11 protein-coding genes are annotated in these 12,914 nt (G+C 33.5%); 3 read left to right on the top strand and 8 right to left on the bottom strand.

Going from position 1 to position 12,914, the window contains the following annotated elements; genetic code table 11:
* Positions 1 to 294: 294 nt before the first annotated feature.
* Positions 295 to 999 (bottom strand): DUF4294 domain-containing protein, encoded by a 705-nt coding sequence (locus Q1B37_RS22475; RefSeq protein ID WP_299902794.1) that lies wholly within the window; start codon positions 997 to 999, stop codon positions 295 to 297.
* 106 nt (positions 1,000 to 1,105) lie between these two features.
* On the opposite strand from Q1B37_RS22475, the gene Q1B37_RS22470 reads away from it, so the two are divergent.
* Entirely contained in the window at positions 1,106 to 2,236 is a 1,131-nt protein-coding gene (locus Q1B37_RS22470; RefSeq protein ID WP_299902791.1) for a M42 family metallopeptidase, read from the top strand.
* Between the two features lie 56 nt (positions 2,237 to 2,292).
* Here Q1B37_RS22470 and acs read toward each other — a convergent pair whose 3' ends face one another.
* The 7 genes from acs to Q1B37_RS22435 all read right to left on the bottom strand — a co-directional run bounded on the left by acs (position 2,293) and on the right by Q1B37_RS22435 (position 11,680).
* Positions 2,293 to 4,200 carry an acetate--CoA ligase gene (gene acs / locus Q1B37_RS22465; RefSeq protein WP_299902789.1) on the bottom strand — a complete coding sequence of 636 codons (1,908 nt, stop codon included), beginning with the start codon at positions 4,198 to 4,200 and terminating at the stop codon, positions 2,293 to 2,295.
* A 304-nt stretch (positions 4,201 to 4,504) separates the two neighbouring features.
* The gene (locus Q1B37_RS22460; protein ID WP_299902786.1) at positions 4,505 to 4,867 is read right to left on the bottom strand and encodes a response regulator; all 363 of its coding nucleotides are present in this window, start codon (positions 4,865 to 4,867) and stop codon (positions 4,505 to 4,507) included.
* Positions 4,868 to 4,894: 27 nt separating this feature from the next.
* Positions 4,895 to 7,579 (bottom strand): ATP-binding protein, encoded by a 2,685-nt coding sequence (locus Q1B37_RS22455; protein WP_299902783.1) that lies wholly within the window; start codon positions 7,577 to 7,579, stop codon positions 4,895 to 4,897.
* Positions 7,580 to 7,845: 266 nt separating this feature from the next.
* Positions 7,846 to 9,618: a sodium:solute symporter family protein gene (locus Q1B37_RS22450; RefSeq protein ID WP_299902780.1), complete on the bottom strand. Its 1,773-nt coding sequence runs from the start codon at positions 9,616 to 9,618 to the stop codon at positions 7,846 to 7,848.
* A gap of 30 nt (positions 9,619 to 9,648) precedes the next feature.
* The gene (locus tag Q1B37_RS22445) at positions 9,649 to 9,906 is read right to left on the bottom strand and encodes a DUF4212 domain-containing protein (RefSeq protein ID WP_299610544.1); all 258 of its coding nucleotides are present in this window, start codon (positions 9,904 to 9,906) and stop codon (positions 9,649 to 9,651) included.
* An 11-nt stretch (positions 9,907 to 9,917) separates the two neighbouring features.
* Entirely contained in the window at positions 9,918 to 11,150 is a 1,233-nt protein-coding gene (locus Q1B37_RS22440; RefSeq protein ID WP_299902777.1) for a hypothetical protein, read from the bottom strand.
* Positions 11,151 to 11,260: 110 nt separating this feature from the next.
* A complete protein-coding gene (locus Q1B37_RS22435; protein ID WP_299902774.1) occupies positions 11,261 to 11,680 on the bottom strand; it encodes a helix-turn-helix domain-containing protein in 420 nt (139 codons plus the stop codon).
* Between the two features lie 131 nt (positions 11,681 to 11,811).
* On the opposite strand from Q1B37_RS22435, the gene Q1B37_RS22430 reads away from it, so the two are divergent.
* Together Q1B37_RS22430 and Q1B37_RS22425 are read left to right on the top strand one after the other, a co-directional pair.
* Complete coding sequence (locus Q1B37_RS22430) at positions 11,812 to 12,366, top strand: NUDIX domain-containing protein (protein WP_299902771.1); 555 nt, start codon at positions 11,812 to 11,814, stop codon at positions 12,364 to 12,366.
* 91 nt (positions 12,367 to 12,457) lie between these two features.
* The gene (locus Q1B37_RS22425) at positions 12,458 to 12,910 is read left to right on the top strand and encodes a Dps family protein (RefSeq protein WP_299902768.1); all 453 of its coding nucleotides are present in this window, start codon (positions 12,458 to 12,460) and stop codon (positions 12,908 to 12,910) included.
* Positions 12,911 to 12,914 lie beyond the last annotated feature (4 nt).

The raw sequence follows: 12,914 nt of genomic DNA, 5'->3' as shown, positions 1-12,914 counted from the left end.
GCGGGTGCAAACATACAACCCTTTTTCTTTTCCACAACAAAAAAATACAACTATTTTTTAACCTTTTTGTAAAACACCTGATTTTTAAAAAGTTGGAAAGCGAAGATACTAAAATTAATGAAGATAGAAAGTAAAAAGTTTTTAAAAATCCTTTTTTTTAGATGTAATAACTAACAATTCTTTGCATTAAGAACATCCTATCTATACACTAACTTATATTATTTCTAGAAAGACAATTAAAAGAGTATTCACAATTACGATTCATACGACACATATACTCAAAACTAAAAAAAATTACTTTTTTAGGTTAGTAGTCTTAATAGTATCCGTCCATTTATTTCTTAAATCATAAAAACTAAAATCTAAAGCAGTCTTTTGTTCTTCTAAGATATTTGATTGGAAACTTCTTTGCAAAATATCCTCAATCCAATAATCTTCTTCTACATTAATAGGGTCATACTCTTCTTTAAGAGATATATTAAAAAGATTAGCTGTACTATTATACCAAAATGCTTTCCATCCACTTCGATATTCTTTTACTAAGTCAAACATTGTTTTTCCCGTTTGTCTATGTATTAGCTTAACCAATATTTGACCTTCGGTACGTGTCATTTTTTTTAGCTCGGCTGTAAACTCTTCCTCCATATACTTCTGAAGTATTTTTATATACTTTTTCCGAGCTCTTTTGGACTCAATATTTTCTAACCTTTGATTTAAGGCTATTAATCTATCAGAAGCTAGTTTGGCATATGGATAAACTTTTCTTGTTTTACGTCTAAGAATTAGATATTTCCTTCTCGCCAATCTGTCTTTAAACTTTAATTTGCCTAATATGACCACCTCATCAAGATCAATTGCATCATGAGGAATAGTATCTCCTTCTATAATATAATATTGTACATAGCTGGTAGAATCAATTTTTAAAGAATCTATTTCCTTTTGACAAAATATTGTCAACGGAAAAAAAACAACTAATATGTACAGTAAATTTTTCTGCATATGCTTTTTAGGCTTCTAAAATCGTTCCAAAATTAACAATAAACATATAGCAAACTGTAAAATCTTTGTGAATATTATTAACTTCGTACAAAACAAAAATATTTAAATGGCTAAAAAAAGTATACTAAACAAAAAGTCTTTGACCTTTCTTGAAAAGTATTTGAATAATGCAGCACCTACTGGTTATGAATGGGAAGGACAAAAAATTTGGATGGACTATCTAAAACCATATGTTGATGAATTTATTACAGATACTTATGGTACTGCTGTTGGAGTTATAAATCCAAAAGCTAAATATAAAGTGGTAATAGAAGGCCATGCTGATGAAATATCTTGGTATGTAAATTACATAACTGACAATGGTCTTATTTATGTAATCCGCAATGGTGGAAGTGATCATCAAATTGCTACCTCTAAACGTGTAAACATACATACCAAAAAAGGTATTGTTCAAGGTGTGTTTGGTTGGCCTGCAATACATACAAGAAATCGTGCTAAAGAGGAACCTCCAAAACTAAATAACATTTGTATAGATGTAGGATGCAACACCAAAGAAGAAGTTCTAAAACTAGGTGTACATGTAGGTTGTGTCATCACTTATCCTGATGAGTTTTTTATACTAAACAAGGATAAATTTGTATGTCGTGCTTTAGACAACAGAATGGGCGGTTTTATGATTGCAGAAGTTGCTAGATTAATCAAAGAGAATAAAGACAAACTAGACTTTGGTCTTTATATTACTAATTCCGTACAGGAAGAAATTGGTCTTAGAGGAGCAGAAATGATAACCCATACTATTCAACCAGATGTCGCTATTGTTACAGATGTTTGCCATGATACTACTACACCTATGATCGACAAGAAGACTCAAGGTGAAACCAAAATTGGTGGTGGCCCTGTAATTTCTTATGCTCCAGCTGTTCAGAATAGATTAAGAGAACTCTTAATAGATACAGCTGAGAAGAAAAAAATTCCGTTTCAACGAATGGCTTCTAGTAGAATGACAGGAACCGACACTGATGCATTTGCCTATAGTAATGGAGGTGTAGCTTCAGCTTTAATTTCTTTACCACTTCGCTACATGCATACTACAGTAGAAATGGTTCATCGAGATGATGTAGAAAACGTAATCCGATTGATTTACGAAAGTCTTCTAAATATACAAGCTGGTGAAACTTTTAGTTATTTCGCAACACCGACAGTTGCTTCTAAAGCTAAATCAAAATCAAAAAAATAATTCATTTAAAAAAAGAGCCTCTATAATTGAGGCTCTTTTTGTTTTCTCTATTCCTGTTATAAAGCTTTGTCCATAATTTCCTGAACCACTTCTGGATTTAAAAGCGTGCTAGTATCTCCAAGATTTGATGTATCCTTGGATGCTATCTTTCTCAAAATTCTTCGCATAATTTTTCCACTCCTAGTTTTAGGAAGACCTGGTACAAACTGAATTTTATCCAGTTTAGCGATAGGACCAATTCGCTCTGTAATTTGTTGATTCACCTCCTTGCTTAGATTGTTCCGATCTCTATTTTCTCCTGTTTCCTTTAGAATTACATAGCCGTACAATGCATTTCCTTTTATATCATGAGGAAACCCAACAATAGCAGATTCGGCAACAGCAGGATGTTCATTTATCGCATCTTCTATAGGAGCAGTACCCAAATTGTGACCAGAAACAATGATCACATCGTCTACTCTACCTGTTATTCTATAATACCCCACCTCATCTCTTAATGCACCATCTCCCGTAAAATATTTATTCTCAAATGCAGAAAAATAGGTTTCTTTATAACGTTGATGATTGCCCCAAATTGTTCTTGCCATTGACGGCCATGGAAATTTTATACAAAGACGCCCGTCTACCTGATTTCCCTTTATTTCTAAACCATTCTCATCCATTAACGCTGGTTGTATTCCTGGCATTGGTAATGTTGCATAGGTAGGTTTGGTTGGTGTGGAATAAGGAATTGGTGAAATCATAATACCTCCAGTTTCAGTTTGCCACCAAGTATCAACAATTGGAGATTTCTTTTCGCCTACATGATCATTATACCAGTGCCATGCTTCTTCATTAATGGGTTCTCCAACAGTACCTAATACTTTTAAACTAGAAAGATCATGGTTGGTCACATAATCTAGGTTTTCTTTCGCTAAAGCACGAATTGCAGTAGGCGCAGTATAAAATTGAGTAACTTTATGCTTTTGAACAATATCCCAAAATCTACCAAAATCTGGATAAGAAGGCACCCCTTCGAACATTACTGTAGTTGCCCCATTTGCCAAAGGACCATATACAATATAAGAATGACCAGTTATCCAACCTATATCTGCGGTACACCAATAAATATCATTCTCCCTATACTGAAATACATTTTTAAAAGTATAAGCCGTATACACCATATATCCAGCAGTCGTATGCAACATTCCTTTTGGCATTCCTGTAGATCCTGATGTATACAGAATAAACAAAGGATCTTCAGCATCCATAACTTCAGGAACACAATCCTTATTAGCCTTGTCAAGTAACGGTTGTAACCAATGATCCCGATCACTCTTCATTTGTATATCAGAGTTAATTCTTTTAGCTACTAATACTGAACTTACTCCAAGACAACTTTCTAAAGCATCATCCACAATACCTTTAAGATCTATCGTTTTAGATCCTCTATAAGAACCATCAGAGGTAATCACCATTTTTGCTTCGCAATCATTAATCCTCGTGGATAATGCCAAAGCAGAAAAACCAGCAAATACTACCGAATGAATAGCCCCTATACGTGCACAGGCTAATACCGATACTGCAAGCTCAGGAATCATCGGTAGATAAATACAAACACGATCTCCTTTTTGCACTCCTTGCTCTTTCAACACATTAGCAAACTTGCATACTTTTTCGTGTAATTGTTTATATGTAATGTGTTGTGCATCTTCTTCCGGATCGTTAGGCTCAAAGAGGATTGCTGTTTTATGCCCTCTATTCTGAAGGTGTCTATCGATGCAATTTTCGGTAATATTCAACTTTGCCCCTTCAAACCATTTAACCTCAGGTTTGGTAAAATCCCAGCTCAATACATTATCCCATTTCTTTTTCCACATGAAGTGTTCTTCGGCTATTTCTGCCCAAAAAGTTTCTGGATCACGCACAGATTTTCGATAAACTTGATAATATTCTTCAAGATGTTTTATGTGATAATTACTCATTGTTGGTATATTTTATATTCTTTAAATTAATTTTTATTTGTTTGATCATTTGATATAAATAATCCGAACCAATTTGGGTTGTAAAATTTTAATCGTATCAAAACCCATAAAATGACTATAAAACAAAATCCTATGACTATAGAATGCTGCACTTATTTGTGTTTTCATCTCCACTAAAAACCTTTGAAATAAAGAGATTAACACGTAAACACTAATAAATATATCAGATACCAATGGTTTTAAACGTATTTTCATTTTTACTTATCTAAATTAAATCCTCGTTGTTTGCGCACAATATCAAAAGTTAATTCAATAATTCATTTATTTCTGCTACCAATTTTTTTACCGAGAAAGGTTTAGTAAGATACTTGTCAGCTCCCATACTTAAACCCTTTTCTATATCCGTAGCTTTATTTTTTGCCGAAAGAAATACAACTTTGGTATCCTTAAGGTTTTTATTGTTCTTTATCTCTTTTAAAGTTTCATAACCATCAACATTGGGCATCATTATATCTAACAATACTATATCAGGAATCTCTTCTTCAGCTATCTGCAATGCTTCACTTCCATCTCTAGCGATGAACACTTCAAAACTCTTCTTTTTAAAGGTATATTCTAGTGACATTACAATATTAGGTTCATCATCTACAATTAAAATCTTTTTCATATGTTAAGCTATTCACCTAAGGTTTGCTCATTTGGGTATGGTAAATAAAAAACGGGCACCTTCTTTGTACTTTTTATCTACCCAGATTTTTCCATTATGACTTTCAACAATTTTCTTACTGATTGCCAACCCCAACCCGCTGCCTACAGGTTTTTTTATATTTTGATATTTTGATTGGTAAAATTTATCAAAAATATAATTCATTTCCTCTTTTGGAATGCCTTTTCCGTTATCTTCTACTATAATTTCTACGGTTTGTCTTTTTTGACGGACCTGCACCTTTATCTTTCCTGTTTTTTCATCTGAAAACTTGAGCGCATTAGACAACAAATTTGTTAATACCTGAATTATTCTATCTTCGTCATAATTCGCCTGTATTTGATACCCATGATTATGGATTAGCTCCACTCCTTTGTTTTTTGCAATCTGTTCTATCCCATGAATCGCCTTATCTATAGTTTTATGAATCTCTCTAGGCTCCATTTCGAGATGCTCTTGTCCTTTAGATAATTTTTCGAGATCTAAGATATTATGGATTAATCTCGTTAGTCTATCTGAATCTGTAACTATATTTTCTAAAAACTTACTTTTTAAATCCTCTGGCATATCATCATCATCTGTTAAAACCTCTGAAGCCGCCTTGATTGAAGTGACAGGAGTTTTAAGTTCATGAGCAATCGTATCTAAAAATTCATCTTTTATTCTATCTTGTTCTAAAAGTTCTTCGTTAGCTGTTTTTAATTTTTCGGTAAGTCTTGTAAGCTCTTCGGACTTTTCCTGAAGTGCTTTATTTACTGCTATAGTTTCTTTTGATTCTTCTAATATTTTTAGAACCTCGAGTAAACTCACTGGTTCTTCTTTAGCTACGCTACCTATCAATATACGTGCAGAAGCACTACCTATCGTTCCTGTTAAAAGTTTTTCTGAAAACTTAATCAATCGAGCATCGGCCATTTCTTCATCTTTAGAAATTCCATACTTCAAATAAAATAAGTTCAGCGCTTTTTCCGTTCGTTCTTCTCCTAAAAAACGATTTAACATGTTTCTAATATCAGAGATAAAAGCTTCTCCTTTCCATACAAAGGCACCATCTTGTAAATTCGCATAATTACTGCTATTCACAAACATCTCCGCATAATTCCGTTCTCTATAATTCCCTTTAGACAGCAAGGAAATAATTAAAAAACTTAATGTATTAAAGAACATACTCCAAAAAAAGGAATGCGCTTCTGGCCCTAAAAAATCTAAACCAAATAATGCGTATGGCTTTAAAAGTTTTATTCCGAATAATCCATTTTCTACAAATAGGTCATTTCCTGCAAGTACAGTAACAATAAGTGGTAGGATTAACGTATATATCACAATAAAAACACCTACAATCATTCCAATTTTAACTGCTTTTGCAGAACCACGATTCCAGAAAAGCCCCATAAAAAAAGAAGGTGCTAATTGAGCTATCACAGCGAATGAAATTAGACCAATAGAATATAATGACAATTCATATGAAAAGTTGATATAGAAAAAGTATGCTGCAATAATTAAGGTAAATATTGAGATACGTCTAATATTTTTGATATACTTCTCATTTTGTTCAGGATCTCCTTTCAAAAATTTATCCAAAAACCCATAGGGAATAATAAGGTTATTACTTACCATGGTGGATAATGCCAAAGTCGACACAACTACCATTGATATCACTGCAGAGAATCCTCCAAGAAACACCAATAATGCTAAGATAATATTTCCGTTTTGCAATGGCAGTAATAACGTATAGTAATCATGATTTACCTCTCCTGAAATACTAAGATTTCCTGCCCATGCTATGAAAATCACAAATATGTTAAATAATAAAAGGTATAAAGGAAACATCCATATCGCTTTCTTTAAATACCGTTCTCTGTCATTTTCGACCACTGCAACGTGAAATTGTCTAGGAAGCAAGAAAATGGCAAAAAAGGAAAGCATGATAGTAAACATCCAGTTAAAACCAGATTCTAACCCATTAAAAGAGGTGATTTTCTCAAAACTCCCGAGTGCAGAAGCTTGATCATAAATATCTTTTGTACCATCAAACATAAAAAAAGTGATGTAAATCCCAATCACAAGAAAAAAAACTAACTTCATAATAGACTCTACTGCTACTGTAGTCATAATTCCTTTTCTATGTTGAGATGCGTCTGCTGCTTGCGTTCCAAAAAAAGCAACAAAAATTGCCAAAAGCACCGCAATATAAAAAGTAGAATCATCTACAATTAATGTAGAATTGTAACTAGTCTCATCGGTAATAATTTCAAAGGTTTCGGAGATAGCTTTAAGCTGGAGCGAAATATATGGTACTATGGCAAAAACACAAATTATGGTTACTAAGGCACCTAAAAAACGATTATTACCATATCGTAGTGATATAAAATCTGCAATACTAGAGACCTTATGCTGCTTTGAAATTCTGATAACCCTACGCATTACGAGAATCCATAACGGAATAGATATCACAGGACCGAGATAAATGGTAAGAAAACTAATTCCTGATTGGGATGCAATCCCCACACTTCCGTAATATGTCCAAGCAGAACAATATACAGCTAGAGATAATACATAAATGTATGGATTATTAACCCATTTGCTTTTTGAGTTCTTCTCTGCCCAAAAGGCTACTAGAAATAAAAAAGTCAAATAGACAATTATGATAGATATCAAAAGATAATTATTCATAGTGCCTATGTAAGATGATATAAGAAATGATAATTGCCAATATCCATATCAAGAAAATAAAAAAATAGATCATTGGGAAACCGAAGACTTCATCGGAATGGTCAAAAATTAGTACCAACGGAACGTTCCATAATAAAAACAGCACCAATGAAAGGATGATAAGTTTTTGCTGATGTCTTTTCTTCATTTTTGAACTCACTCTATAAAGTTAGGAAAAAACGGTGCCATAACTAAAATTATAGCACCGTATTCTACTAAAATCAAATCTAATGATGCGAAGCTTCTCCAGCTCCACTAGGGATTCTTATATCTTCAACAATTTCTTGTACTACTTTTGGTGGTTCTGGAGTCATTCTAGAAACGATTACAGAAACGACAACATTTACAATCATTGCAATAGTACCAAAACCTTCTGGAGATGTACCAAACCACCATTCTTCTTTTGGTCTAGGTTCCATAACACCGATCAATCCTGTTTTATATACTACCATGTAAATTAACATGAGGGTGATTCCCACAATCATTCCCGCTACCGCGCCCTGTCTGTTCATGCGTTTATCGAAAATACCCAGAATAATTGCTGGAAAGAATGAAGCTGCGGCCAAGCCAAATGCTAATGCCACAACAGCTGCCACAAAACCAGGAGGATATATCCCGAACAAACCTGCAATGATAATAGCAAATAGAATACTAATTCTAGCAGCCAAAAGTTCTCCTTTTTCAGAAATATTTGGCTTGATTTGTTTTTTAATAAGATCATGAGAAATAGAAGTAGAAATTACCAATAACAAACCAGCTGCAGTTGATAATGCGGCAGCTAAGCCACCTGCAGCAACTAGCGCTACTACCCAATTAGGTAAATTTGCAATTTCTGGATTTGCTAAAACCATAATATCTCTATCTACATATAACTCATTTTCAGAGCCACTAGCATTGGAAACCAATCTTTCGCCGTTTACGCCTCTTTCCCCAGTGTACTTTGGTTTACCTTCTGTAGCGCTTCCATTTACATATTGTATTTTCCCGTCGCCATTTTTATCTGACCAAGCAATAAGCCCAGTATTTTCCCAGTTTTTAAACCATTCTGGAACTTCTTTATACGGATTATTACTTACCGTTTCTATTAAATTAGTTCTAGCAAAAACTGCAATAGCCGGAGCCGTGGTATACAGAATAGCAATAAACAGTAAGGCTAACCCTGCTGATTTTCTAGCATCTTTTACTTTAGGAACTGTAAAAAAACGTACTATCACATGAGGCAATCCAGCGGTACCTACCATAAGGGCCAGTGTTATTGCGAACACGTCCCAGGTTGATTTTGAACCATCGGTATACTCATTGAAACCTAGTTGAGTATGCAACGCATCTAACTTCTCAAGTAAATATGTCCCGTCTTCAACTGTACCACCCATTCCTATCTGTGGAATGATATTTCCTGTCATTTGCATAGAGATAAAAAATGCCGGAACCATAAAGGCAAAAATCAATACACAATATTGAGCTACTTGTGTATACGTGATTCCTTTCATTCCTCCCAAAAAGGCAAATACTAAAACCACAGCCATTCCTATGATAACTCCCAAAGTAATATCAACCTGCAAAAATTGAGAAAACACAATACCTACACCTCTCATTTGTCCAGCTACATACGTAAATGAGACAATTAATGCACATATCACTGCCACAGTTCTGGCGGTATTTGAATAATATCTATCCCCTATGAAATCGGGAACTGTAAATTTTCCAAACTTACGGAGATACGGAGCTAACAAAAGTGCTAATAACACATAACCGCCAGTCCATCCCATTAGAAAAACAGAACCATCATATCCCATAAAAGATATCAAGCCTGCCATAGAAATAAACGAAGCTGCACTCATCCAATCGGCTGCAGTTGCCATCCCATTAGCAAGCGGAGAAACACCTCCACCAGCTACATAAAAATCTTTGGTCGAACCTGCTCTGGCCCATATAGCAATCCCGAAATACAGGGCAAACGTAATCCCTACTAAAATCCATGTCCATACTTGAACGCTCATAATAATATATTTTTTTGGTTAGTATTAAGATTACTCATCGTAACCATATTTTTTGTCCAGTTTATTCATCAATCGCACATAAACGAAAATGAGAATCACAAAAGTGTAAATAGAGCCTTGTTGAGCAAACCAGAAACCAAGTTTAAATCCTCCTAATCTTATATTGTTTAATTCGTCTTTAAAGAGTATTCCTGCTCCATAGGAGACCACAAACCAAATAATAAGAAGAACTATCAGGTATTTTAGGTTTTGTTTCCAATAGGCAACAGCTTTTTGTTTATCAGTCATAACTTTATATTTTATAAGTAAATCATCGCTTGCAGGGTAACAAAACTTTGCGCATCATTATCCCCGTATTTTGTATTTAAATACTCAATAGTAATTTTAGAATGATGTCCACTGAAATAAGCATTTGCACCTACTCCAAAAGTTGTGGCATTATCATCAATTGCATCTATCGATCTCCTGTTAAAAGAAGCATAAGGTTGAAACTTGGTTTTTTTATTGTTATTGGGGATAACATAACCAACATGTCCGTAAATCATGGAACCTGTTTCATAGGTTTGTCCTAAGGTAAAGTTTTTTCCGTAATCATTATTTTGATAAGTTGCATAAGCAGTAATTGCTGATCCATTTTCTCCTAAAGGAGCATCATAAAAAGCGTCTACTGCAAAAATAGCTACATCTTCACCTTCTAATTCTCCGGTATCGTTTGCTACTACACTGCCTTCTGGGTGAAAGAAAAAACCAGCTCCTACATTAAAAACCTTTTTACCTCCTAAATAGGTACCTACTTTATATGGAAGGAAATTAGACTCTTGATCAAAAAAGTGATAATCGAAATAACCTGCAAAGTTTTTCCCTGCATCTTTAGAACCTAGTAATCTTCTACCCGCATATACTGCTGGACCATCTGGAGCTGGATCCGTAGCCTCTTGTAAATTATTAGTTCCTGATTCATTAATAGATACTCGATACTGAAGTTTTCCAAAAGCGCCTTTGGCATAAATACCAATATGTCTTGCAAATTGATCCGACAACCCTATCGTTGCCCATGATTGTCGATTATTATCAAGAGTCATAATATTTAGAGTGCTCTGATTATTAAGTCTTGATATTCCGTTCCAATAATGAAGCCCTGCTCCTATAGCATGCTTAGCGTTTAGATTGTATTGCCCCCAAACTCCGTGAAAAAAAAGCTGAGACTCTTCTCCCCGCCCTAAAGGACTTTGGTTATTCGCATTCAAACTATTAAGTCCAAAATGAGTAAGAATCAAAAAACTTTTATTGATCTGAGCATAGGTTAAAATACGAGCTCTTCTAATGCTCATGTTTGTGTTACTTACATCATCGGGAACCTCATCTTGGTATCTTGCCCAAAATTGTGCCCATGATATAATTCTAAAGTATTTGGTACCATCTTCATTCAGTTTTACCTTCAGTCCACCAGTATAATCTGGCGAACCCTGAGAGTACGTATACTGGAGTGTAAGAAATATAGAAACTACCAGTATGATTAGTTGTTTTCTCATAGAGTTTAAAAGATTAGATTAGTAATAATTTGATTTTGTGCGCGATACTAATCTCCTAAAATCTAGTAGTTAAGAAAAAACTAATATATTTATATGTTAATTTATTATAGCTAATCTCTAAAACGTTCCCATTTAATCAACATAAATTTATCTCCTAATTCAGTTACAACAACCCCTGCGCCTGATAAGTTTCGTACATCTTTAAAAAATTCCGATAACTCAAAAGCATTGAGAATTTTATAGGTCGGATGATAGTTCGAATTATAAGGCCGTTTAATATTATATTTTTTAACCCAATTCATGATACTTACATGTGAAATACCGAGAATACGTTCTATTTCACGATACGTCAATCCCTCTAAATACAACTGCAAAGCCTTGTTAACATAATAATCATCTATTTTCTTTCCAATTTTGTTTACCGAAAAGTAATAACCACAAGATTTGCATTTAAATCGCTGCCTATTATTTACAATCCCGCTTTTTATATAATCTTCAGAATTACAGTTTGGACAAGAAGTAATTTTCATATATATTTATTTAGCATAAATATATTAATTTAGCAACAAATTTTAGATATGAATTGTATTTTATTCATTTTGTTTGCCAAAATCCCATGATATTCATTAATAAAAGATAACTTTATTGTATTATCAAAATCATGGACGAATTTATAGACATTCTTAACGAAGAAGGAATTTTCACTGGTGAAGTTCGATTAAAATCAGAGGCACATAAACTAGGGTTATATCATAGTAGTGTTCATGTTTGGTTATACACTTATGAAGGTGAAGTATTGATTCAAAAACGTGCCTTGGATAAAGATACTTATCCAGGTTTATGGGATATATCTGTTGCTGGACATATTGGTACTGGAGAATCTCCAGAAAATGCAGCATTACGAGAAATACAAGAAGAAATAGGTTACACTATTGCAAGTGCTGATTTAGAATTTATTGGTAAATACCTTGCCGAGAAAAAACCAAATCCTGTGATCATTGATAATGAATTTCATTATATTTATTTGACTCGATTAACTAAGTCTATTAAAGATCTTAACATACAAAAAGAGGAAGTTCATAGCATTAAACTAATCCCGATGACTCGGCTAAAAAAAGAGCTAGTACAACCAATAAAGAAAAAAGACTATGTCCCTCATGATGTAGATTATTATGATTTCATTCTTAACGAAATCGAAAATCGATTTAACCAATAGTATAATTACTACTAACTATCACATCATCTATATAACAATTCATTATCATAGTATTTTTGTATCGAAATCAAAAAACCAATAAACAAAAACTATGAAAAATATTAATAAAGAAACCGTAGATTCCTTAAATATCTTATTAGCTGATTATCATTTATATTATCAAAAACTAAGAAACTTCCATTGGAATGTAACCGGACGAAACTTTTTTGAATTACATTTAAAATTTGAAGAGCTTTATGAAGACGCGAAATTAAAAATTGACGAAATTGCAGAACGAATCTTAACGCTAAGAGCTAAACCTGTGAGTAATTACAGTGTTTTCTTAAAGAAATCTTCCATAAAAGAAGCGAGTAGTGATTTATCCGATAAAGAAATGGTAACATCTATTTTGGAAGATCATGATATCATTTTAAAGCAATTGAAGTTAGTTACTAAAGAAGCTGAAAAAGCAGAAGATGATGGAACTTTGGATATCACTGGCACGTATATTGCAGATCTTGAAAAAACAAGTTGGATGTTAGATGCTTGGAATCAAACTTCATAAAATA

Source organism: uncultured Aquimarina sp. (assembly GCF_947492965.1).
Lineage (GTDB): Bacteria > Bacteroidota > Bacteroidia > Flavobacteriales > Flavobacteriaceae > Aquimarina.
This window is presented reverse-complemented; position numbering and strand designations above follow the sequence as displayed.

Excerpts from the sequence above, each read along its gene's own strand:
- Q1B37_RS22475 (WP_299902794.1), bottom strand. The coding sequence starts at position 999 with ATGCAGAAAAATTTACTGTACATATTAGTTGTTTTTTTTCCGTTGACA.
- Q1B37_RS22470 (WP_299902791.1), top strand. The coding sequence starts at position 1,106 with ATGGCTAAAAAAAGTATACTAAACAAAAAGTCTTTGACCTTTCTTGAA.
- acs (WP_299902789.1), bottom strand. The coding sequence starts at position 4,200 with ATGAGTAATTATCACATAAAACATCTTGAAGAATATTATCAAGTTTAT.
- Q1B37_RS22460 (WP_299902786.1), bottom strand. The coding sequence starts at position 4,867 with ATGAAAAAGATTTTAATTGTAGATGATGAACCTAATATTGTAATGTCA.
- Q1B37_RS22455 (WP_299902783.1), bottom strand. The coding sequence starts at position 7,579 with ATGAATAATTATCTTTTGATATCTATCATAATTGTCTATTTGACTTTT.
- Q1B37_RS22450 (WP_299902780.1), bottom strand. The coding sequence starts at position 9,618 with ATGAGCGTTCAAGTATGGACATGGATTTTAGTAGGGATTACGTTTGCC.
- Q1B37_RS22445 (WP_299610544.1), bottom strand. The coding sequence starts at position 9,906 with ATGACTGATAAACAAAAAGCTGTTGCCTATTGGAAACAAAACCTAAAA.
- Q1B37_RS22440 (WP_299902777.1), bottom strand. The coding sequence starts at position 11,150 with ATGAGAAAACAACTAATCATACTGGTAGTTTCTATATTTCTTACACTC.
- Q1B37_RS22435 (WP_299902774.1), bottom strand. The coding sequence starts at position 11,680 with ATGAAAATTACTTCTTGTCCAAACTGTAATTCTGAAGATTATATAAAA.
- Q1B37_RS22430 (WP_299902771.1), top strand. The coding sequence starts at position 11,812 with ATGGACGAATTTATAGACATTCTTAACGAAGAAGGAATTTTCACTGGT.
- Q1B37_RS22425 (WP_299902768.1), top strand. The coding sequence starts at position 12,458 with ATGAAAAATATTAATAAAGAAACCGTAGATTCCTTAAATATCTTATTA.